The following is a 20,653-nucleotide window of genomic DNA, read 5'->3' as shown; positions in this document are numbered from 1 at the left end:
TTGGGCCGACCGCGTTCCGCTGCCCCGGCTCTCGGTATGCTCCGGCGTAGCAAGGGGCAGAGCCTGTGCTCCGAAACGCCCTTCCTAAAAGGGGGGCCCAGGCCACGCAGCATGTCCACCTCTTCTCCAAGCAAGTCGGCTTGGTAGAACCCCGGCGCGAAGAAGGGGTGACCATCCCTTGCCGCCGCCATCGGGCCCCTGTCTTCCGGCGTGGCGCTTCGTTACTCTGCTCCGGCGTGCACCCCGGGGGGCGGCGCGGATGGGGCAGGGGATGGCGGACGGTGATCGGGTGATCGGTGTGGTGCTGGCGGGTGGGCAGGCCCGCCGGATGGGCGGGGCCGAGAAGGGGCTTCTTACGCTCGACGGGACGGGGACCAGGCTGATCGACCTGGTGCTCTCCCGGCTTGGGCCGCAATGCGAGGGGCTGGTGCTCAATGCCAATGGCGATCCGGCGCGGTTGGCGGGGCTAGGCCTGCCGGTGGTGCCCGACGACCTGCCGGATTTCCCGGGGCCGCTGGCGGGGGTGTTGGCGGGGATGGAGCATGCCGCGGGGCAGGGGGCCTCGCATATCCTGACCGCCGCCGCCGATACGCCCTTCCTGCCCCTGGACCTGCGCGCGCGGCTGGAGGCGGCGCTGGCCGCGATGCCGGGCGGGGCGCGGATCGCGCTGGCCGCGACCGGCGATCGCGATTTATCCGGGGCGATCCCCGGCGCGGAGGGGGCGGGAAAACGCGATCCGGTCGGCGCGGATCGGGGCGCTGTCGGGGCCGGTTCGGCCGCCCCGGGCCCGGGGCGGGCAGAGGCGCGTGGGGCGGAGCCGGATGGGCTTGAGAGGAGCGGGCCTGAGAGGGACGGGCCTGAGAAGGACGGGCCTGGGAGGGAGGAAGCCAAGCCGGGTGGGCCCAGGCCGGGCCGGGCCGGGCCGAAGCGATTCCCCGGCGCCGGGGCGCGGCTCGCCCCGCATCCGACCTTCGGCCTCTGGCCGGTCGCGCTGCGTCATGACCTGCGCGCGGCGCTTGCGCGTGGCGAGCGCCGGGTGCGGGCCTGGGCCGAGGGGCATGGCGTGGCGCTGGCCGCTTTCGCGCCGCATGGGTTCGATCCGTTCTTCAACGTCAACACCCCCGGAGATCTTGCGGAGGCGCGGCGGATCTTCGCGGCGCTTTCGGAGGCGAGAGCGAGGGCGGACGGCGCGGGGGCCGCAGGCTGAGACCCGCCTCCCCGGGGTGCGTCCGAGGAAGGGCCCGGGGCGCAAGCCGCGGTGACACATGCTTTCAGCGGCCCGGATTTTCGGGGGCGCAGGACCGGCGCGCGCAAGACGGAAGTCCGCAAGACGGGAATCCGCAAGACCGGCGCGGGGGCAGGCGCGGGGGGCAGCGGGCCCCAGATGAAATCTTCCCCCCGGAGGCCCCGGTTTGGGAATGGAGCCGGGCGGAGGCGGGGGGGTATGAACCGGGGCGATGATTGTCGACCTGCCCTGTGTCTTCTTGCCCGATCCCCTCTTGCCCGACGCTTTCCCGACCTGCGCCGTCCTCCCGAAGGCATTCCGCCGGGCGCCGGGGTGGCCGCCGCACGGGGCCGCAATCGGCAACGCCGCGGCGACAGGTCACCAAGCCTTCTCCATCCTCTCGCCCGCGCAGGATCCCGGCGCCTGCCCGGTTCCTGCACGACGGGGATTTCCAACCCCTAGGGCGGCCGATCTCCGAACCGCAGGCCCGCGCCCGCCATCGCAGACGCCGGGCCGCCCTCTCCCGAACCCGCGAAACCTTGCCCGCAACGCGCCGAAGACCCGATGGCAGCCAGGCGCGCGGTCCCCGCGACGCCCTCTCAGGTGGCTTGATGCCTCCCCGCTTGACAAGCGACGCGTCCGGGGTGCGATCTATGACCCGGACGCCGCCTCGCAAATCCCGCATGCCCCAGGCCCCGGCCCCGAGGAGAGCCATGAAAATCATCGACATGCGTTGCCGCCCGGCCTTCCTGCACGATTTCTTCGGCAAGACCCCCGGCAGCCCCGAATACGACCATGTCAAATGGATGAACGCCCGCGTCGGCACCCGCGGCGATCTTGAGCATTTCACCCGCTCGGCCACGCCCGAGGGCTTTCGCGCCGTGGTCGAGGCGGCCGGGCTGACCAAGGCGGTCGTCGTCGGCCGCCACACGCCGAAACAGCATTTCGCCAATGACGAGATCCACGCGATCACCGCCGGATCGGATCTGTTCGAGGGGATCGGCGCTGTCGATCCGGCCTCGCAGGGGCGGCAGGCGACGCTGGACGAGGCCGCGCGCGCCATCCGCGACCTGGGCCTCAAGGGGATCAATATCGAGCCGGGCTTCGCCGATCCCCCGCGCCACCCCGACGATCCGGTCTATTGGCCGCTTTACGAGCTTCTGACCGCGCTCGACGTGCCGCTCTATCTGATGAGCGGGCCGACCGTCCCGGATCCGCGCTACAACAATCCCGCCCCGGTGGCCAATGTGGCGCGGTTCTTCCCGAAGCTGAAGATCGTCGTTTGCCATGGCTACTGGCCGCGCGTGCACGAGATCGTCGGCATCGCCTTCCGGCAGGAAAATGTTTTCATCCTGCCGGATATGTACATGTTCCAGCCCGGCACCCAGATCCTGCTCGAAACCGCGAACGGGGTCTTGCAGGACCAGTTCCTGTTCGGCACCTCATACCCGTTCCGGCCCATCGACCAGACCGTCGAGGATTTCGTTCGCCTCGGCTTCCGCGAGGATGTGCTGGAGAAACTGCTCTATCAAAATGCCGCGCGGCTGCTGAAGCTGTAGCCCCCGCGCGGCGCGAGGGATCCCGCCATGGCGCCTGACATCTGCAACCCCGTCCCCGTCGTCATCGTCGGCGGCGGGCTTTCGGGGGCGACGGTCGCCTTCCATCTGGCGCGCGCGCGGCCCGAGGGGGCGCCGCCGGTCGTGCTGGTCGAGCCGAGGGCCGAGCCCGGGCGCGGCCTTGCCTATTCGACCCCCGCGCCCGAGCATCGGCTGAACGTGCCCGACCTGCGCATGACCTTGCGCACCGACCGGCCCGACGATTTCCGCCGCTGGCTTTGCGATCCCGGCGCTCCGGCGCTGCCGCCGGGATCGGCCACGCTTTCGGGCGATCTTTTCGTGCCGCGCGCGGTGTTCGGCGCCTATGTCGGGGCAAGGCTGGCGCCGCTGCTGGCCTCGGGGCGGATCGTGCATGTCAGGGACCGGGCGGTTTCGGCCCGGCGCGGCGCCTCGGGGTTCGAGGTCGGGCTTGCGGGCGGCGGCGCGGTCCGGGGGGCGCGGCTGGTGCTCGCGGTCTCGCATCCGCCGCCGGGCCTGCCGGGGGAGCTGGCGGGGCTGGCGGGCGATCCGGCGCTGGTCCCCGACCCTTATGCGCCGGGCGCGCTGGCGGGGATCGGCGTTGACGAGCGGGCCCTGGTGCTGGGATCGGGGCTGACCGGGGCCGATATCGTCGCCAGTTTCGAGGCGCGCGGCCATCGCGGCCCCGTCACCATGCTTTCGCGCCACGGTCGCCGCTCGCAGCCCCATGGGCGGGGGCAGGCGGCGACGGCCGAGGATTTCAGCCTTTCGCCCGAGACGACGGCCCGGGGGCTGTTGCGGCGCATCCGGGCGGCGCTGGCGCGGGATGCGGCGGCGGGGCTGAGCTGGCACGCGGTCTTCGACCGGCTGCGCCTCCAGGGGCCGACGATCTGGGCCGCGCTGCCGCTCGCCGAGCGCGCGCGGCTGGTGCGCCATCTGCGCGGGCTTTGGGACGTCCACCGCTTTCGCATCGCGCCCCAGACCCATGAGGCGGTCGAGCGGATGCTGGTCCGCCGTCGGCTGCGGCTGGTCGCGGGGCGGATCACCGGGGTCCGGCGCGGGCCCGCCGGGATCGAGATCGCCTTGCGCCTGCGCGGCGAGGGCGAGGCGCTGACGCTGGCGTGTGACCGCGTGGTGCTGGCCACCGGCCCCGGCCATCGCGGGGTGATCGCGGGCAATCCGGTGCTGGCCGATCTGGCGGGGCAAGGGCTTTTGCGCGCGGATCCGCTGCGGCTGGGGCTGGACACCGATGCCGCGGGCGCGGCGCTGGACGCCACGGGCCGGGCGCAGGAGGATCTTCTGGTGGCGGGCCCCCTGGCGCGTGCCGCCGTGGGCGAGCTGATGGGCCTGCCCGAGGTGACCGCTTTCGCCGAGCGCGTTGTGGCGCGGCTGCTGGCGGCGGGTTGAGCGGGCGGGCCGGACGGCACGGGCTCTGGCGTCGGCCGAGGGGGTATGCGGGTGGGTGCCAGGGGCCGCGGATGCTGCCGGTCCGATAGTGACATCGGTTGCGCAGGCGTCGAGGGAATCGTGCCGCCGCGAGGGGGGCGGGAATCGCGCATTGATCTCGGCTGGGCGGACCCACGGGCGGAAGTCGGTCGGGGCGGAAGTCGGTCGGGGGGCGGAAGCCGGTTGGGGGCGCCCTTGTTCCGGCGATGATTTCGACTGATCGGGGCGCGCGATGCGGGCCGGGCGGATGCTGGTCGAGGGGCGAAGCGGGGCCGGTGGGCGCGTAAGGGTGTTGCGACGGGGGCGGGGCGGGCGCGCGCGGCATGCACCCTGGCGAAACCCGGGTCGGCCATGCTGGGCCTCTCTTCGGTTTCCCGATGTCAGATGAGGCCCTTCATGCGCGATTCCTTTCCTGCCGTGCCGCTTGCGGCGGCTTCTCCCCATGCCTGGCCGACCCTTCCCGGCCGCGCGATCTTCCGCGCGGGTAGATGCGGCGGCGTGCGGAGGGGGTTGTGATGCGGCTCATTCCCGACTGGCGCCGGGCCTGGCGCTACCACTCCACCCAATCCATGGCGGTGCTGGCGGTGCTGCCGCTGGTCTGGATCGAGATCCCGCCCGATCTGAAATCCCACATCCCCGGGGCGCTCATGCCCTGGATCCTCAGCGCGGTGGCGCTGGCGGGGATCCTGGGGCGGCTGCGCGATCAGGGTGGCGCGGATATGGGCGAGGGGCCCGGCCCCGGTCGCGCCGGGGCGGCGCGGGGACGGGGGCGATGATCGCGCGGCTGAAGCTATGGGCTCTCGCGGCCTGCGCGGCGCTGGCCGCGCTGACGGTGGCCTTCCTGCGCGGACGGGCCTTGGCGGCGGCGCGCGCCCGGGCCGAGGCGAGGGCCGAGTCCGCGCGAGCGGCGCTGGACACCACAAGGAGATACGGCGATGCGAAAGAGGCTTCCCATGATGCTGGTTCTGGCGATTGGCATGAGCGGCTGCGGCGCGGGAAATGACCTGGCAAGCGACGCGGGGCTTTGCCTTGCGGCGCGCCCGGACGTGGCCGCGCTGCGCCGCGCGCTGCTGGCCCATCCCGAAACTCCGGCCGCGGTGGGCGAGGCCGGGGCGGATCTGGTGATCGGGATCGAGGGCGCCTGCGGCTGATTGGGGGCGGCGGCCCCCCGGGTTGCGCCCGCTGCCGCTCCACCGCCCTGCCGACGCTCCTCTCCGCCGTCTTCTGGCTGCTGCCCTGGGGGGGGGGGGGGCCTTCCGTTGCCCCCAGGCGACTGTCGGCCGCTGATTTCCGGTCGTCGGTTCCAGAGGACTGCCTTGCTACCGTCTCCCCTTGGCCGCCGCGGCCCACCGTTTCCCGGCTGTTGCCCTGGGGCGCCCCGCTTCCCCTGTTCCCCCGGCCGCTGTCGGCCGCCGATTTCTTGCCATAGGTTCCAGGGGACTGCCCTGCTTCCTTCTCCCCTTGGCCACCGCCGCCCGCTGTCTCCCGGTCAGCGGCCCTGGAGAGCGCCCAGCCTTTGTTGTTCCCCGGTCGCTGATTTCCGGCCATCGGCTCCGGGGGGCCGCCTTGCTTCCGTCGCCACCGGGCTGTTGCTGTCTGTTTCCCCGGCCGTCAGTCCCGGGAGGCGTCCTTCTTACGCTGACGGCTGTCTTCCCGTTGGCGACCTGAGGGGAAGTCCCGCCTCCGTTACCACTCGGCCGCTGATGTCATTGGCGGCGGAAGGGCCGGTCCTCGGCTCCCGGAGCTTTGTCATCCCGATCCCGGACGACCCCGACCCTTCGCCTCTTGGGCGGGCAGAGCCGAGAACCCCGGCCGGTTCCCCGAACCCAACCCCCGGCATCCGCGATGCATCGAACGCGCACGCGGCCCCGAACCCGCACCCCCATCTCCCCCCACATGCCACCCGGAACCTGCGCAAAACCCCGGTTTCGCCCGGCCCGCGTGCCGATCACGCGGGTTTGCGGCATGGGTTCGCTTGAGGTGGGCGGGGTTTCGCTGTATCGGCAGGCCAATCCTTGGAAAGCCCGCCGCCATGAAATTCCTCGACCTTGCCAAAGTATACATCCGCTCCGGCGGCGGCGGCGCGGGCTGCGTCTCGTTCCGGCGCGAGAAATTCATCGAATTCGGCGGGCCCGACGGCGGCGACGGCGGTCATGGCGGCTCGGTCTGGGTCGAGGCGGTTCCGGGGCTCAACACCCTGATCGACTACCGCTACCAGCAGCATTTCTTCGCCCGCTCGGGCCAGCCCGGCATGGGCAGCCAGCGCACCGGCAAATCGGGCGAGGATATCGTCCTGAAAGTGCCGCTGGGCACCGAGATCCTCGATGAGGACGAGGAAACCGTCCTGGCCGACCTGACCGAGGTCGGACAGCGCGTGCGCCTGGCCGAGGGCGGCAACGGCGGCTGGGGCAACCTGCGGTTCAAATCCTCGACCAATCGCGCGCCCGCCCGCGCCAATCCCGGCCAGCCGGGGGTGGAGCGCACGATCTGGCTGCGGCTGAAGCTGATCGCCGATGCCGGGCTGGTGGGCTTGCCCAATGCCGGGAAATCGACCTTCCTTTCGGCGGTGTCGAACGCGCGCCCCAAGATCGCGGATTACCCGTTCACCACGCTGATCCCCAATCTGGGCGTGGTCGGGATCGACGGCCATGAATTCGTCATGGCCGACATCCCCGGCCTGATCGAGGGCGCGAGCGAGGGGCGCGGCCTTGGCACCCAGTTCCTGGCCCATGTCGAACGCTGCAGGGTGCTGCTGCATCTGGTCGACGGCACCTCGTCGAGCGTGACGAAGGACTATCGCACCATCGTCGCCGAGCTTGAGGCCTATTCAGATATTCTGGGCGACAAGCCCCGGATCCTGGCGCTGAACAAGACCGATGCGATGGAGCCGCGCCAGATCTCGGACCGGCGGCGGGCGCTGGAAAAGGCCAGCGGCGGGCCGGTGCATGTGATCTCGGGCGCGGCCGGGAAGGGCCTGCCCGAGGTGCTGCGCGCGCTTTACGCCGAGATCCGGGGCGCGGATCCCGAAGAGGAGAGCGGGCCGTGGCAACCCTGAGCGGAGCGGCCCTGGACGGTGCCGGGGCGGAGGGTGCGGGGGCGGGCGGATCGCGGGTCCCCGACATCCGCGCGGCGCGCAGGCTGGTGGTCAAGATCGGCTCGGCCCTGCTGGTCGACCGTCAAAGCGGGCTGCGCCAGGCCTGGCTTTCGGCGCTGGCGCTGGATGTGGCCGAGGCCAAGACCCGCGGGACCGAGGTGGTTCTGGTGTCCTCGGGCTCGATCGCGCTTGGCCGGATGGTGCTGGGCCTGCCCTCGGGCGCGCTGACGCTGGAGCAGAGCCAGGCGGCGGCGGCCGTGGGCCAGATCCGGCTGGCCCGCGCCTATGAGGAGGTGCTGGCCCCGCACGGGATCACCACCGCCCAGGTGCTGATGACGCTTTCCGATACCGAGGACCGGCGGCGCTACCTGAACGGGCGCGCCACGATGGAGACGCTTCTGGGCCTGCATGTCGTGCCGATCGTGAACGAGAACGACACCGTGGCGACCGACGAGATCCGCTTTGGCGACAACGACCGGCTGGCGGCCTCGATCGCGGTGACGGCGGGGGCGGATCAGCTGGTGCTGCTGTCCGACGTGGACGGGTTCTATTCGGCCAATCCGAAGGAGGATCCGCTGGCGCGGCGCTTCGACCTGGTCGAGCGGATCACGCCCGAGATCGAGGCCATGGCGGGGGATCCGGTCTCGGGCCTGTCGAAGGGGGGCATGAAGACCAAGCTTCTGGCCGCCAAGACCGCCGTCGCCGGGGGCTGCGCCATGGCGATCATGGAGGGATCGGTGCTGCGGCCCCTGAAGGCGCTGGCCGAGGGCGCGGCGCGGACCTGGTTCGTGCCCGAGGGCGATCCGCAGGCGGCGCGCAAGCGCTGGATCGCGGCGATGAAGCCGAAGGGCGAACTGGTGCTGGATGCGGGCGCGGTGGCGGCCTTGCGCGCGGGCAAGAGCCTGCTCCCCGCCGGGGTGACCCGGGTCGGCGGCAAGTTCGGCCGTGGCGAGCCGGTGGCGATCGTCGCGCCCGATGGCGTGGTTCTGGGCAAGGGGCTGGTGCGCTATACTTCGGTCGAGGCGCGCGCCATCGCGGGCCACCGCTCGGGCGAGATCGAGGCGATCCTGGGCTATCAGGGCCGGGCGGCGCTGGTGCATCGCGACGATATGGTGGTTTGAGGTATTGTGGTTCGAGGCATGGTGGTTCGAGGGTGGGCGCCCCCGGGGGCGCTGCCCCCGGACCCCCGGGATATTTCGGCCAAGATGAAAGGGTTGGGCATGGACGGACAGTTTGCTGACATGATGGCCGGGATCGGCGCGCGGGCGCGGGCGGCGGCGGCGGAACTGGCCTGTGCCTCGTCCGAGCGCAAGGCGGCGGCGCTGGTCTCGGCCGCCTCGGCGATCTGGGAGAACCGGGTCGCGATCATGGATGCCAATTCCATGGATTGCGCGGCGGGCGAGGAAAAGGGGCTGACGCCCGCCATGCTGGACCGGCTGCGGCTGGACGAGGGGCGGGTGCGCGGCATCGTCGACAGCCTGCGCGCCATTGCCGAGCGGCGCGATCCGGTCGGGCGGGTGCTGGCGCAATGGGAGCGTCCGAACGGGTTGCAGATCCGCCGCGTGGCGACGCCCCTGGGCGTGATCGGGGTGATCTACGAAAGCCGTCCCAATGTCACCGCAGATGCGGGGGCGCTGGCGCTGAAATCCGGCAATGCGGTGATCCTGCGCGGGGGGTCGGAGAGCTTCCATTCCTCGGAGGCGATCCACGATTGCATGTTGCAGGGGCTGCGGGCGGCGGGCCTGCCCGAGGCGGCGATCCAGCTTGTGCCGACGCGCGACCGGGCCATGGTCTCGGCCATGCTGGCGGCGGTGGAATGGATCGACGTCATCGTGCCGCGCGGCGGCAAGGGGCTGGTCGGTCTGGTGCAGAAGGAGGCGCGGGTGCCGGTCTTCGCCCATCTGGAGGGGATCTGCCATGTCTATGCCGACCGCGATGCCGATCTGGAGAAGGCGCGCCGCGTCGTCCTGAACGCCAAGACCCGGCGGACGGGGATCTGCGGCTCGGCCGAATGCCTGCTGATCGACTGGCAGTTCTATACCCGGCATGGCGCGGTGCTGATCGAGGATCTGCTGAAGGCGGGGGTCGAGGTGCGGACCGAGGGCGAGCTTCTGAAGGTGCCGGGCACGGTCAGGGCGGCGCCCGAGGATTTCGGGCGCGAGTTCCTGGACATGATCATCGCGGCGAAGCTGGTCGACGGGGTGGACGAGGCGATCGCCCATATCCGCCGCTACGGCAGCCAGCATACCGAGGCGATCCTGACCGAGAATGACGCGGCGGCGGAGCGGTTCTTCACCCGGCTCGACAGTGCGATCCTGTTGCGCAACGCCTCGACCCAGTTCGCCGATGGCGGTGAGTTCGGCATGGGGGCCGAGATCGGCATCGCCACCGGCAAGCTGCATGCGCGCGGGCCGGTGGGGGCCGAGCAATTGTGCAGTTTCAAGTATCTGGTGACCGGGGACGGCACGATTCGCGATTGAGGCGAGGTGGGGTGGAACGGCGAGGAGGGGGCGCCGCCCCCTCGGCGTCTTTGGCGCCTCACCCCCGGGATATTTCTGCAAAGAAGAATGGGCTGGGTCCCGCGGTCGGGGGTTTTGCGCTTGCGGCGGGGGCTTTGGGCGGGGCGCGCGGAATCCGGCTTGCGCGCGGCGCGCGGTGGCGCTTGGTTTGGAGGGCCGGGGGAGGTCCGCGATTCCGCTTGGGGGTTGCGGCGCTCGGCTGGATGAGCCCCCGAAGGAGACCCGCATGCCCGTGAAGAACCGCTTTGCCGAACTGCTGCCCGAAATCACCGCCTGGCGGCGCGATTTCCACGCGCATCCCGAATTGCTGTTCGACGTGCATCGCACCGCGGCGAGGGTCGCGGAACTGTGCCGGGCCTTCGGCTGCGACGAGGTGGTCGAGGGCGTGGGCCGCACCGGCGTCGTCGCGGTGATCCGGGGGAGGAGCGACCGCTCGGGCCGGGCCATCGGCTTGCGCGCGGATATGGATGCGCTGCCGATCGTCGAGCAGACCGGGCGGGACTATGCCTCGAAAAGCCCGGGGCGGATGCATGCCTGCGGCCATGACGGCCATACCGCGATGCTGCTGGGGGCGGCGAAATACCTGGCCGAGACGCGCAATTTCGACGGCCGCGTGGTCTTGCTGTTCCAGCCCGCCGAAGAGGGCGGCGGCGGCGGGCGCGAGATGGTCGAGGCGGGCGCGCTGGAGCGCTGGAACGTGTCCGAGGTCTACGGCATGCACAACCAGCCCGGCCTGCCGGTCGGGCATTTCGCGATCCGCCCCGGCCCGCTGATGGCCGCAGCCGACCAGTTCGAGATCCGCGTGACCGGCAAGGGCGGCCATGCCGCCAAGCCGCATGAGACGGTGGATCCGATGGTGATCTCGGCCCAGATCATCCTGGGGCTTCAGACCATCGCCAGCCGCATCGTCGATCCTCTGAAACAGGTGGTGGTCTCGGTCTGCACCATCACCTCGGACAGTCCGGCGCATAACGTGATCCCGCAGGTGGTGGTAATGAAGGGCACGGTGCGCAGCTTCGACAAGGCGGTGCGCGCGCTGGCCGAAGAGAAGGTGAAGGCGATCGTCTCGGGCATTGCCGGGACCTTCGGGGCCAGCGGCGAGGTGATCTGGCATCCCGGCTATCCCGCAACGGTGAATGCGGCCGAGAACACGGGTTTCGCGCTGGAGGTGGCGCGGGGAATCGCGGGCGAGGCGGCGGTGATCGACGATATCGCGCCGCAGATGGGGGCCGAGGATTTCAGCTACATGCTCGAAGCCCGCCCGGGGGCCTATATCTTCGTCGGTAATGGCGAGACGGCGAGCGTCCATCACCCGGCCTATGATTTCGACGATGATGCGATCCCCTTCGGGGCGAGCTGGTTCGCGGGCATGGTCGAGGCGCGGCTGCCTGCGGGGTGAGGCGGCTTTCGACTTGAGCCGGGGGCTGTCTCGCCTGGGGCTCGACCTTGGGCGGGGGGCGGGAGCGGGGGCTCGCGTTGGCGGAGCCCGCTTTCCTTGCGGCCCGGCCTGGGGGCGCTTCGGTCCAGGTTCCCGGCGGCAGGGTGGTCCTGTTTCGGCGGCTTGAGGGATGATCCCGTCGGCGCGGCGGGTGTCTCTGTGGCTGGGGTTCTTTGTCCCGGCGGGGGCTGGCGGTCAGGGCCCTTGCCGTAGGGGCGGGGACTCCTGGGGGCTCGGCCGGGGGGGATCTCTTGTGCGGTCTTGGGCCTGGTCGGGCCCGGGTCAAGCCTCCGCGCCTGCCCATGCTCAAGATTGGGCCCAAACCCGGCGCGAGTGGCCCGCGTCGAGCCTGGCCCCGGGCAGGGTTCCGGCGTTTGATCGGGGCCAAGGATGGGGGCGGTGGCATCTCCACATCCGCCGGGGCGATGTGGAGATGCCGCGGCGAGGGCAGGGCGGGGAAGGGGCGTTGCCTGCGCCCCCCTTCGTCCCCATATTGGCCGGAAGGGCCCGTGCGTGCCCCTTCCATGTCAGGCCCAGGCCTGCCTCCTCCGGCCCCATTCTTGCATCAGGAGCCATCCGATGACCGCTGATACGCCTTCCCCCGCCGCCCGGACCCGAGACCGGGAGCGCGCCATCCTTGCCGGAGGCTGCTTCTGGGGCATGCAGCAGTTGATCCGCCGCCTGCCTGGCGTGATCTCGACCCGCGTCGGCTACAGCGGGGGCGATGTGCCTCATGCCACCTATCGCAACCACGGCAATCACGCCGAGGCGATCGAGGTGGTCTTCGACCCGACCCGGCTGTCCTACCGCGCGCTTCTGGAGTTCTTCTTCCAGATCCACGACCCGACCACGCCCGACCGGCAGGGCAACGACCTGGGCCCCTCATACCGCTCGGCGATCTTCTGGCTGACGCCCGCGCAGCGGGTGGTGGCGATAGACACCATCGCCGATGTCGATGCCTCGGGGCTGTGGCCGGGCAGGGTGGTGACCGAACTCGCCGAGGCGAGCGACTTCTGGCAGGCCGAGCCCGAGCATCAGGATTACCTGGAGCGGATCCCGAACGGCTATACCTGCCATTTCCTGCGGCCCGGCTGGGTGTTGCCGCGCCGCTCGGGCGAATAGGGGGGGCGGATCTGCGGTCCCCTGGGCCTGGTCCGGGTGGGCTGTCGGCGCATGCTGCTGCGCAGCATATGCAGGGCAGATCTGCGACAATGCGGAGTTGACCCCGAGCGTCGCGCGGAGGATCCTCTCCTTCCGTGCAACAGGACGGTCACGCTTGAGTGACGGCCCCGGGGCGCGGGACACCGCCGTGGGAACGCGGCCCATGAGAATGTGGCCCGTGAAGGCATGGGCGCTGAAAGCATGGCCCCTGAAAGCACAGGCCGCGAGAGCGCCGCGATGAGAGCAAGGCCCGCATGAACGATGCCCATCCTGTGCAGGCCGCCTCGCTGGTTGTGGGCGCGCGAAGTTGCCGTGGCTCCGGCGCGACGGGGCCTTTGCCGCAGAGTCGGCGGCTCTTGCGGCAGGGCCGGGTCTTGGCGGCAGAGCCCGGGGGCCTTGCGGCCGGAAGTGTCCACGCGGATCCGGTGCCGAGGCGATGCGCAAGCCGGACCCGCCGCGCGGATCGCCTGTGCCGCTCGTCTTGGGGCCGTCCCAGTGCCTGCCTTGAGGCTTCGATCCCGGTGAATTCGTCTCCTTGCCATCGGGCCCCACGCGCCTGCCGCCCCAAGACACCGCCCTCTCCGGGGCCTTTCCCTGTCGGATCATGAGCCGCATCCTCGATCCATCAGGGGTGCGACCTGCCCGAACCCGTTCCCAGTCCACAGTCTGTATCCGTTCCGAAAGGCCAGCCGCCATGCCCGCCCTGTCGCCCCCGATCTCGCAACCGCCGGGCCTCGATACATCCGCCTTCCTGGCGCTGATGCTGGTCTCGACGCTGCCCACCCCGGCCCAGATGCTGCGGCTTTCGCTGCGGGGCTCGGCCATGATGGCCGAGGCGCAGGCGGTGGTGGCGATGCGGATGCTGGGCCTGATGGGGTTCTGGCCGGTCGCGCCGGACGAGAATGCGCTGATGGTGGTCGAGAAGCTTGCCGCCCTGCATGAGGCCCAGGCGGCCATGATGCGGGCTGCGCTGAAAGGCGGTTCCGCCGCCACCCTGGCCGAGGCCGGGTTGCGCCCGCTGCGTCGGCGCACCCGCGCCAATGCCGAGCGACTGTCGCGGCGCTGTCCCGCCCTCGTCGGCGGCTGAGCCCGCGCGTCCCGCCCCTCTCCGGCCCCCGGCCACGGGGCCTATCCGCTTCCCGAGGCCGATCCGGCGCTTTGCCGGTGCGATGGAGACTTTCCCGAACCGCATGACCCGCGCCGAAGTTCCGCCGCCCCGCTTTCGGATCCGGCCGCCGAAGACCGACCCGGCCCGGGCATTCCCAGAATTCCTAGTGGAATCAATCCTGCGCCGCGATATCCGGCCGAGGCGCACCGGTCTGGCCGGAGATCGCCGCTTCGTCCCGGAACCGGCCCGAACGCGCTGCCCGCAGGATACGAAAATCGGGGTTGCGCTTCCCGGCGAGGCCGGATACATCCGCGCCCATAGACGACCCCCAAAGCGCGGAGAGGTGCCGGAGTGGTCGATCGGGGCGGTCTCGAAAACCGTTGTGGGTTTGCGCCCACCGTGGGTTCGAATCCCACCCTCTCCGCCACTTCAGTCCGCCTCTGGGCACGCCAATCGCCGCCGATTGCCGCACTTGGCCCGCGATAAGCGTCCTCAGCAGTTCCGTCTTCGATCCCATGATGCGAATTGCGTCGTCCGCGACCTCGACACGCTGCGCCAGCGCGCGCAGGTGATCCCGCCGATAGCCGCCCAAATTGCCCCGGATGCGCTCGCGTGCGCTCTGCGCAAAGCCCCGGATCATCGCGGGGCTGATCGCGTTGTGGCCGGGGCTGTCGAGCAGCGCCTGCGCCCGGTCGGCATCGACCCTCGCCTGATCGCGGAGAACCTTGAGGCCGGCAATCCGTTCCTTGAGCGCCGGGTCGTCCAGATCGGCGACACCCGCCTCGATGGCGTCGTAGAGCCGTTTGAGGCGTAGTTCCGATTCGGTCGCTCGCCGCTGCAATTCGGCAATGTGGTCGCGGCGGCGGTGGGCCTGATCGGAGCGACGGCCGAGGATGCTGCCAAGCAGGTTCTCCAGCCGATTGGGATCGAGCAGCCGTTCCTCGATATGGCTGACCACCATGTTGTCGAGCTTGTCCATGGGAATCGCCCGGCCCTTGCAGCCGGTCTCGCCCTGCCGCGCCCGGATCGAGCAGGCGTAGTAGCGATAGCGCCCACCCTTGCCGGTGCGGATCGTCATGGCCCCACCGCAATTGCCGCAATAGCAGATGCCGGTCAGCAGCGTCGGCCCGATGACGACGCGCGCGGGCAGCTCGGTCTTGGGGTTGCGGGCCTGTAGGAGCTTCTGCACCGCCTCGAACGTCTCGCCGTCGATGATCGGCGGAACCGCAACGACAACGGTGTCGTCGGGTGATTGCGCGTCATTGTGCTTGCTGCGCTTTCCCCACTCGTGCTCGCCGATGTAGGTGCGGCGGGTCAGGACGCGATGGACCTGCCCGATCCCCCAACGCCCGCCGTCGCGGGTGAAGATGCCCTTGCCGTTGAGATGCTTGACGATGGCCTTGACGCCCATCTGGCCGCTGTCGCCGTCGCCTTCCAGCGCGAGGCGAAAGATCAGGCGGATGGTGTCGGCGTGCAGTGGGTCGATTTCCAGCTTCTTCTTGGTCTTCGTTCCGCGCTGTTCCGCCGCCACGACGCGATAGCCGACCGGCGGCAGCGAGCCATTCCAGAAGCCCTGCCGCGCATTCTCCTTGAGCGCGCGCGTGACGTGTTTGCCGTTTTCCTTGGACTGATATTCGTCGAAGAGAGACATAATCCGGCGCATCATGTCGTGGATCGGATCATCGCCAAGCTCCTGCGTGATCGAGACAAGGCGGACGCGGTTCTTTGCCAGCTTCCGATAGTAGTATTCCATGTCGAAGGCGTCGCGGAAGAAGCGCGAGAAGCTGTGAACCAGCACAACGTCGAAGGGTGCCGGCTTGCTGGTGCCCGCCTCGATCATCCGTTGAAACTCGGGCCGGCGATCGTTGGTGGCGGTATTGCCCGGCTCGACGAAGATTTCGACCAGCTCGTAACCGCGCGCCGCGCACCAGGCTTCGCCCTGCTTGCGCTGGTCGGGGATCGACACGGCATGTTCGGCCTGCCGGGGCGTGGAGACGCGCAGATAGAGGGCGGCCCGCTGGGTGACGTTGGGATTGTGGACGTTCATTTGCGGCTTCCTTTCGCCTTCCGGCGCTCGATCAGGGGCAGGACCAGTTCCACGCGGTCGCAAACGACCTTCGGCACCAGCTTGAGCCCCTTGCCCTTCTCCATGCGGACCAGACCGTAGCCGGCCATGGCCTTGAGGGTGCGCGACAGGTTGGGTGTCGCCCGGCCGGTGATCCGGGACAGTTCATCAAGGGATTGCGGTTCCTGTTCGTGGATGATGCGCAGCAATGCGCGATTGCTGGCCGACAGGAGCCGGGCGAAGGATTCCATGGACGCGAACCAGACCTTCGGATCGCCGGGCGCGGGCTTTTCCTCGCCTCTGGCGATCCGCATGGTTCGGGCTTTCATTTCATCGGGCTCGGCGATCCCGACTCGCAATGTCGTCATGGCAATGACCGATCATGGTTCATGGCCTTTCATTATCATCAAGCGATAAGTTTTTCAAGCCCGGAGGCAGATCGAGCGAGCCGAACATCTCGTCGAAAACATCGGCGAACCAGCGCTCGAACACCTGAATCTCGGCCTCGGTGATCGGCACGTCCTCGGGCCAGTCGTCGATGACGGGCAGCCTTTCCACATCGAAGACATGGGGCGGGCTTCCGCGCGGCGGGCTGAGGCGCGGTGCGGGTTCGTCGTCATAGTCATAGAGATCGTCGGGAAGAGATTTCGGGATCGGCTGTCGCGGACGCCCCTTCCGGGCGTTACGGCGCTTGACACTCATGGAATCCTCCATTTGGTTCGCTGGTCTCAGGCGAACCATGGAGGGGGATCGGCGGCCTGTAGCGTGCCGCATTTGCGCCTATGCGCTGGCGGCACCCCTTGGTGAGAATGACGCAAAGAGCCCATGCGGACGATCGGAGGAAGGCGGTTGACGGAGCGGTAAACCTCTGCTTTTCATGTCGAAATGAAACACGTCGATCACATCGTCACACTCTGGTGGCTGCCCGACTCATAGGGCGGTCAGGATATTTTGATTTCATGGCCGCCGCGTAGGCGGCCTTTTGTTTGTCCACTACGCGGCTTCCCCTATGCAGGAAAGTCGGTATGGACCCAACATTGTTCACCACCATTCTAGCGCCCCTCGGCATCTATGCTCTGGCTGTTCCTATGCCGGGACCCGGGTTCATCGTCATATCCCGGGCGAGCATCGCACAGGGTCCCGCACATGGGGCCGCTGCGGCTTTTGGCACGACCGCAAGCGTATCAGTCTATGCTCTTGCGACCGCCTTGGGAATCTCGGCCCTCTTGGTCGCACTGCCGTGGCTTTCCAGCGCGATACAAATCGCGGGCGGTGCCTACCTTGTATGGATGGGGATCGCGCTGCTGCGTACCAGTCTTGCCCCGAGTAACCTGCCCGGCAGGGTGTCGGGCGCATCGGCGGAATCCAGGGAAAGTCTCCGCAAGACGTTCCGTCGGGGGCTTCTCGTGGGGCTGGGCAACCCCAAGATGGCCGCGTTCTTTCTAGGACTTCTTGCGCCCGCTATGGCCGGGGATCTGTCGCTGACCGCGCGACTGCTTGTTTTGGGCTGCGTGATCCTGATCGACCTTATCTACCATCAGAGTCTGGCATGGATCGCAGCAAAGGGGCGCGGAATGGCCGGTCATACAGGCAAGTGGTTCGACGTCATCGTGGGCGGCAGTATGGTCGCTTTCGGCGGATTTATGATTGCACGATCCTTTGGAAAGTCATGATTGGCGCGAACGACGCTTCGTCCCTCATCGCAGTCATTTAGCTCGAAGTTTGTCCCGGATTCCGCCGAGCCTTCGCAAACCCCCGGTCCGTGGCGATGAACCGTTCAAGCATGGGCACGATCAGCCTGACTGGATCGGCGACGGGCTGGCCGCTCTCGCTGGCCAGCACCTCGGCATAGGCGACCAGATCGCGGTGAAGTGGCGCTGGCAGTTCCACCGTCACTTTGACGGGCTTGTCGTCAGGAAGCGGGCCGAGTTTCAGCTTGGTCATGGTCAACCTCCTGCCGGCTCGAATACGAGGTCGCGGGTGACGATGATCCTGACCGGGAAGCCCGGCCGGACGGTCAGCGTGGGCGCAACCTGCAACTGGCGCTGCACGATCTGCTGGCCTGCCTGATTGATGGTGTCCTGCGCTCCGTCACGGATGGCACGGATCAGACGATCCTCGTCGCTGGTCGCCAGCTCCGCGCCGATGCCAAGCAAGGTGGACAGCCCTGCGGCCTTCATCAAATCCCACCAGTGATAATCGACGCCATCCTCAAGGCCGGCATAGCCGCTGGCGTCCGCGCCCGGCAGGCGTTCGAGGACGATGGAGCGTCCGCCCGGCAGGATCAAGCGATTCCACACCAGCAATACCCTGCGCTGGCCGAAGGTCACGCCATCATCGTATTGACCGATGATGCGCGTTCCCTGCGGGATCAGCAGCAGCGAGCCGGTCGGGCTGTCATAGACGTTCTCGGTGACTTGGGCCGTGATCTGGCCCGGAAGGTCGGAACGGATGCCGGTTATCAATGCAGCCGGGATCACGGCTCCGGCTTGAAGGATGTAGGGCGATGCCGGCGGCGTGACGCGATCCGGCGCGACGGTCTGCCGGTCCACCGGCCCGTTGAGAAAGGCCGCGCGGCGATCCTGTGTCGCGGGCTGTCCGCCGAGGCCGAGACCGGCAAGGCCGGGCATGGCCGTTCCTGCCTGTGCTGCCGTGCGCGGGCCGGACTGGAAGAACACGTTGCTCAAGCGGGCGGCTTCTTCCTCGGCCCTGCGGCGTTCTTCTTCGGGATCGACGGCGGGCGTCGTGATGGCCGGCGTTACAATGGGCTGTCCCCGATTCTGCGCGTCGAGGATCGGGCGGCCAAGGTCGCCGGGCAGCGCGGGGCCGAGCACCGGGCCGGTATAGTCGCGTGGCAGGCCGGACAGCCCATCCGCCGTGGGCCGATTCTCGGTCGAATAGAGTTCCTGCCCGCCTGTGCCGCCATCGCGGGTCTGGAGCGCGTAGATCAGCGCGCCGCCGATGCCGAGAAGCGCGACAGCGCCAACGCCTGCCAGCATCTTGCGGGACAGGCGGGTGACGCGGGGCGGTTCGGCGCGCAACCGCATGGGTGCGGCGGTTTCGGTGATGGTGTTATCTGTCATGACGGGGAGTCTCCGGTCGCGCTGGCGGGCTGCGCGGCCGCCTGCGTCGGGTTGATGCGGACGATCCTGACGACCTTCTGGCGGTTGCCGCTGCCAAGGCGCAGTTCGGCCGCGCCGAACAGGCGATCCACGATCAGGGTGTTCTGGTGGACGCGGCTGTTGACGATCTGCGGCTCGCCATCGGAGCCGAGCACGAAGATCGGCGGCATCTCGCCCTGCACGATCCCGGCCGGGAAGACGACATAGACGCGGCGGCCGTCATCGAAGACGGAGATGGGCCGCCATGGCGGGCCGTCTCCCTGAAGCCCGTAGCGATAGTTCCGCGCCGCCTCGGTCGGGATCACGGGTGCGGCCGGAACTGTCTGGCGCTGGCCAGCCGGCGGCGCGGGATAGGCCCAGGCGACGGCCGGCATGTAGAGCGCGTCGCGGGCGCGCAGCTCGATCATGTAGATACGCCTGTCGGTGGTGACGACAAGGTTGGTCGAGATGTCCGGCCGAGTCGGCTTCACCAGCACATGCACGCGCCGGGTCGCGCCGCTGCCGCTTTCGGTGTCGCCGATGATCCAGCGAGCGGTGTCGCCGGCCGCGATCGGCCCCGCGCCGGTCAGGCTCTCGCCCGGCTCCAGCGCGATCGTCGTGATCTGCCCGACTGCGGCATAGACTTGATAGAGCGCGCCTTCCGACCACGGATAAATCTGGATGGCGTTGTGGTAGCCCTCGCGGCGTGGTTCGACGCGGGCGGCGGCGTTGGCGTTCTCGACGCGGCCGGTCGGCGTGGCGGCGGCGGTGCCGCCGCGCGCCACGGTCCAGGCCGGCGGCACATGCAACGGCCGGGGCGTGTCGTCGGTTGCCGCCGTCTGCACAACGGGCAGCGGCGGCACATCGGCGTCGTAGCTCCATTGCGGCGTCCGATTGGTGGCACAACCTGCCAGCACGGTTGCGGAGAGCAGCAAAGCCGCCAGTGCGGGTTTACGGAGAAACGTAGTTTCGCGGCCGGAATCCTGCCTGGGGAGAAGTTTGGTCATTGGCCCATCTCCCTCGACCACGAAATTGCGTTGATGTAGATACCGAGCGGGTTGGCGCGCAGGCGCTCGGCGTCGCGCGGCGGCTGGATCACGATGGTCAGGATCGCGGTCCAGCGCTCGGTCGTGGCAAGCTGGCCGTTCTCGTAGTGGCGTTCCGTCCACGCGATGCGGAAGGAATCCGGCGAGGCCCGGATGACGCTCGACACCTCGACGGCGATCTGCTGACGGCCGACACGGGTGAACGGGTCATTGGCCCGCGCATAGTCGTTCAATGCCGCCGCGCCCCGGTCGGTGGTGAACTCGTAGGCGCGAAGCCAGTTCTGGCGGACGATGATGGCGTCGGCCGGGATGGCGCGCACCTGCTCGATGAAACGCCCAAGGTGCCAAGCCACTTGCGGATCGGTCGGGCGGAAATCGGCAACGGCCGGCGAGACGGTCTGCGCCTGGCCGAGATTGTCCACTTGCACCACCCACGGCACGACCGTCCCGCGCGCTGACTGCCAGACCAGCGCGGAAGCGAAGCCGGCCGACAGGATCAACGAACCGAAGGCCATCAGCCTCCAGTTCTTCGCCTGCACGCGAGATGAGCCGATGCGCTCGTCCCAATCCTGCGCGGCTTTTTGATAGGGCGTCTCGGGTTGTGGGGTCTTGCCGTAATGGGCGGCTGGTCTTTTGAAGAGGCTCATGAGCGGTCGCTTTCGGAAAGGTTGATGGAGGAGCCGGAGCCATGGCTGTCGCCGGAGCGCACTGCATGGGCGGCCATGGTCGTGCCGTGGCTCATCGCCTGAGAGCGCTGCATGCGCTGCGCCCAGGCGGGCGGATTGCCGGTCGGGGACGATGTGGCGGCCGGGGCCGCGCCTGCGCCGCCGACCGTGCCCATGGAGGACGTGCCGCCACCAGCGGCGAAGCCAGCGC

The 20,653-nt window shown here is 69.2% G+C and carries 19 protein-coding genes, 1 tRNA gene and 2 pseudogenes; 14 read left to right on the top strand and 8 right to left on the bottom strand.

All coding sequences use genetic code 11. The features are described from left to right. Positions 1-271: 271 nt before the first annotated feature. From mobA to ABNX41_RS16805, 13 genes are all read left to right on the top strand, one after another. Positions 272-1,207 (top strand): molybdenum cofactor guanylyltransferase, encoded by a 936-nt coding sequence (gene mobA, locus ABNX41_RS16865; protein WP_438670878.1) that lies wholly within the window; start codon positions 272-274, stop codon positions 1,205-1,207. A gap of 731 nt (positions 1,208-1,938) precedes the next feature. Beyond that, complete coding sequence (locus ABNX41_RS16860) at positions 1,939-2,784, top strand: amidohydrolase family protein (RefSeq protein WP_438670877.1); 846 nt, start codon at positions 1,939-1,941, stop codon at positions 2,782-2,784. Between the two features lie 27 nt (positions 2,785-2,811). After that, positions 2,812-4,206 carry an FAD/NAD(P)-binding protein gene (locus tag ABNX41_RS16855; RefSeq protein ID WP_438670876.1) on the top strand — a complete coding sequence of 465 codons (1,395 nt, stop codon included), beginning with the start codon at positions 2,812-2,814 and terminating at the stop codon, positions 4,204-4,206. A gap of 554 nt (positions 4,207-4,760) precedes the next feature. Beyond that, the gene (locus tag ABNX41_RS16850) at positions 4,761-5,021 is read left to right on the top strand and encodes a DUF7940 domain-containing protein (protein WP_438670875.1); all 261 of its coding nucleotides are present in this window, start codon (positions 4,761-4,763) and stop codon (positions 5,019-5,021) included. Between the two features lie 159 nt (positions 5,022-5,180). Further along, entirely contained in the window at positions 5,181-5,396 is a 216-nt protein-coding gene (locus tag ABNX41_RS16845) for a hypothetical protein (RefSeq protein ID WP_438670874.1), read from the top strand. Positions 5,397-6,277: 881 nt separating this feature from the next. Beyond that, positions 6,278-7,300 carry a GTPase ObgE gene (obgE, locus tag ABNX41_RS16840; protein WP_438670873.1) on the top strand — a complete coding sequence of 341 codons (1,023 nt, stop codon included), beginning with the start codon at positions 6,278-6,280 and terminating at the stop codon, positions 7,298-7,300. Between the two features lie 65 nt (positions 7,301-7,365). Beyond that, positions 7,366-8,460: a glutamate 5-kinase gene (gene proB / locus ABNX41_RS16835; protein WP_438670913.1), complete on the top strand. Its 1,095-nt coding sequence runs from the start codon at positions 7,366-7,368 to the stop codon at positions 8,458-8,460. Positions 8,461-8,559: 99 nt separating this feature from the next. Beyond that, positions 8,560-9,819, top strand: coding sequence for a glutamate-5-semialdehyde dehydrogenase (locus tag ABNX41_RS16830; protein WP_438670872.1), 1,260 nt, complete (start codon positions 8,560-8,562; stop codon positions 9,817-9,819). Between the two features lie 265 nt (positions 9,820-10,084). After that, complete coding sequence (locus ABNX41_RS16825) at positions 10,085-11,257, top strand: M20 aminoacylase family protein (protein ID WP_438670871.1); 1,173 nt, start codon at positions 10,085-10,087, stop codon at positions 11,255-11,257. 618 nt (positions 11,258-11,875) lie between these two features. Then, positions 11,876-12,418 carry a peptide-methionine (S)-S-oxide reductase MsrA gene (gene msrA / locus ABNX41_RS16820; protein WP_438670870.1) on the top strand — a complete coding sequence of 181 codons (543 nt, stop codon included), beginning with the start codon at positions 11,876-11,878 and terminating at the stop codon, positions 12,416-12,418. A gap of 733 nt (positions 12,419-13,151) precedes the next feature. Beyond that, positions 13,152-13,544, top strand: coding sequence for an antibiotic ABC transporter (locus ABNX41_RS16815; RefSeq protein WP_438670869.1), 393 nt, complete (start codon positions 13,152-13,154; stop codon positions 13,542-13,544). Between the two features lie 358 nt (positions 13,545-13,902). Further along, a tRNA-Ser gene (locus tag ABNX41_RS16810) sits at positions 13,903-13,992 on the top strand. A 45-nt stretch (positions 13,993-14,037) separates the two neighbouring features. After that, positions 14,038-14,379, top strand: a complete 342-nt coding sequence (locus ABNX41_RS16805; RefSeq protein ID WP_438670868.1) for a hypothetical protein — start codon at positions 14,038-14,040, stop codon at positions 14,377-14,379. Positions 14,380-14,520: 141 nt separating this feature from the next. Here the strand turns inward: ABNX41_RS16805 and ABNX41_RS16800 are convergent. From ABNX41_RS16800 to ABNX41_RS16790, 3 genes and pseudogenes are all read right to left on the bottom strand, one after another. After that, positions 14,521-15,612 (bottom strand): annotated as a pseudogene (locus tag ABNX41_RS16800) (recombinase family protein); the annotation flags it as partial. Then, positions 15,609-15,881 carry an HVO_A0114 family putative DNA-binding protein gene (locus ABNX41_RS16795; protein ID WP_438670867.1) on the bottom strand — a complete coding sequence of 91 codons (273 nt, stop codon included), beginning with the start codon at positions 15,879-15,881 and terminating at the stop codon, positions 15,609-15,611. The gene ABNX41_RS16795 and the pseudogene ABNX41_RS16800, both read right to left, overlap by 4 nt. A 136-nt stretch (positions 15,882-16,017) precedes the next feature. Beyond that, positions 16,018-16,332 (bottom strand): hypothetical protein, encoded by a 315-nt coding sequence (locus tag ABNX41_RS16790; protein ID WP_438670866.1) that lies wholly within the window; start codon positions 16,330-16,332, stop codon positions 16,018-16,020. A 323-nt stretch (positions 16,333-16,655) separates the two neighbouring features. On the opposite strand from ABNX41_RS16790, the gene ABNX41_RS16785 reads away from it, so the two are divergent. Then, positions 16,656-17,303 carry a LysE family translocator gene (locus ABNX41_RS16785; protein ID WP_438670865.1) on the top strand — a complete coding sequence of 216 codons (648 nt, stop codon included), beginning with the start codon at positions 16,656-16,658 and terminating at the stop codon, positions 17,301-17,303. 37 nt (positions 17,304-17,340) lie between these two features. On the opposite strand, the gene ABNX41_RS16780 is transcribed toward ABNX41_RS16785, so the two are convergent. From ABNX41_RS16780 to ABNX41_RS16760, 5 genes and pseudogenes are all read right to left on the bottom strand, one after another. After that, entirely contained in the window at positions 17,341-17,574 is a 234-nt protein-coding gene (locus ABNX41_RS16780) for a DUF2274 domain-containing protein (RefSeq protein ID WP_438670864.1), read from the bottom strand. Between the two features lie 2 nt (positions 17,575-17,576). Then, complete coding sequence (locus tag ABNX41_RS16775) at positions 17,577-18,713, bottom strand: TraB/TrbI/VirB10 family type IV secretion system protein (RefSeq protein ID WP_438670863.1); 1,137 nt, start codon at positions 18,711-18,713, stop codon at positions 17,577-17,579. Further along, positions 18,710-19,738 carry a P-type conjugative transfer protein TrbG gene (trbG, locus tag ABNX41_RS16770; protein WP_438670862.1) on the bottom strand — a complete coding sequence of 343 codons (1,029 nt, stop codon included), beginning with the start codon at positions 19,736-19,738 and terminating at the stop codon, positions 18,710-18,712. The genes ABNX41_RS16775 and trbG overlap by 4 nt, the downstream gene beginning before the upstream one ends. After that, positions 19,735-20,424 (bottom strand): conjugal transfer protein TrbF, encoded by a 690-nt coding sequence (trbF, locus tag ABNX41_RS16765; protein WP_438670861.1) that lies wholly within the window; start codon positions 20,422-20,424, stop codon positions 19,735-19,737. Before trbF ends, trbG begins: the two co-directional genes overlap by 4 nt. Beyond that, a pseudogene (locus ABNX41_RS16760) lies at positions 20,421-20,653 on the bottom strand (P-type conjugative transfer protein TrbL); the annotation flags it as partial. The gene trbF and the pseudogene ABNX41_RS16760, both read right to left, overlap by 4 nt.

Source organism: Pseudogemmobacter sonorensis (assembly GCF_042762395.1).
Classification (GTDB): domain Bacteria; phylum Pseudomonadota; class Alphaproteobacteria; order Rhodobacterales; family Rhodobacteraceae; genus Pseudogemmobacter; species Pseudogemmobacter sonorensis.
The sequence above is the reverse complement of the archived record's forward strand: the minus strand, read 5'-3'. Positions and strand labels throughout refer to the sequence as shown.

Excerpts from the sequence above, each read along its gene's own strand:
- obgE (WP_438670873.1), top strand. The coding sequence starts at position 6,278 with ATGAAATTCCTCGACCTTGCCAAAGTATACATCCGCTCCGGCGGCGGC.
- ABNX41_RS16795 (WP_438670867.1), bottom strand. The coding sequence starts at position 15,881 with ATGGAATCCTTCGCCCGGCTCCTGTCGGCCAGCAATCGCGCATTGCTG.
- ABNX41_RS16825 (WP_438670871.1), top strand. The coding sequence starts at position 10,085 with ATGCCCGTGAAGAACCGCTTTGCCGAACTGCTGCCCGAAATCACCGCC.
- ABNX41_RS16790 (WP_438670866.1), bottom strand. The coding sequence starts at position 16,332 with ATGAGTGTCAAGCGCCGTAACGCCCGGAAGGGGCGTCCGCGACAGCCG.
- ABNX41_RS16860 (WP_438670877.1), top strand. The coding sequence starts at position 1,939 with ATGAAAATCATCGACATGCGTTGCCGCCCGGCCTTCCTGCACGATTTC.
- ABNX41_RS16830 (WP_438670872.1), top strand. The coding sequence starts at position 8,560 with ATGGACGGACAGTTTGCTGACATGATGGCCGGGATCGGCGCGCGGGCG.
- trbG (WP_438670862.1), bottom strand. The coding sequence starts at position 19,738 with ATGACCAAACTTCTCCCCAGGCAGGATTCCGGCCGCGAAACTACGTTT.
- ABNX41_RS16855 (WP_438670876.1), top strand. The coding sequence starts at position 2,812 with ATGGCGCCTGACATCTGCAACCCCGTCCCCGTCGTCATCGTCGGCGGC.
- trbF (WP_438670861.1), bottom strand. The coding sequence starts at position 20,424 with ATGAGCCTCTTCAAAAGACCAGCCGCCCATTACGGCAAGACCCCACAA.
- ABNX41_RS16785 (WP_438670865.1), top strand. The coding sequence starts at position 16,656 with ATGGACCCAACATTGTTCACCACCATTCTAGCGCCCCTCGGCATCTAT.
- mobA (WP_438670878.1), top strand. The coding sequence starts at position 272 with ATGGCGGACGGTGATCGGGTGATCGGTGTGGTGCTGGCGGGTGGGCAG.
- ABNX41_RS16845 (WP_438670874.1), top strand. The coding sequence starts at position 5,181 with ATGCGAAAGAGGCTTCCCATGATGCTGGTTCTGGCGATTGGCATGAGC.
- msrA (WP_438670870.1), top strand. The coding sequence starts at position 11,876 with ATGACCGCTGATACGCCTTCCCCCGCCGCCCGGACCCGAGACCGGGAG.
- ABNX41_RS16815 (WP_438670869.1), top strand. The coding sequence starts at position 13,152 with ATGCCCGCCCTGTCGCCCCCGATCTCGCAACCGCCGGGCCTCGATACA.
- ABNX41_RS16780 (WP_438670864.1), bottom strand. The coding sequence starts at position 17,574 with ATGACCAAGCTGAAACTCGGCCCGCTTCCTGACGACAAGCCCGTCAAA.
- ABNX41_RS16850 (WP_438670875.1), top strand. The coding sequence starts at position 4,761 with ATGCGGCTCATTCCCGACTGGCGCCGGGCCTGGCGCTACCACTCCACC.
- ABNX41_RS16775 (WP_438670863.1), bottom strand. The coding sequence starts at position 18,713 with ATGACAGATAACACCATCACCGAAACCGCCGCACCCATGCGGTTGCGC.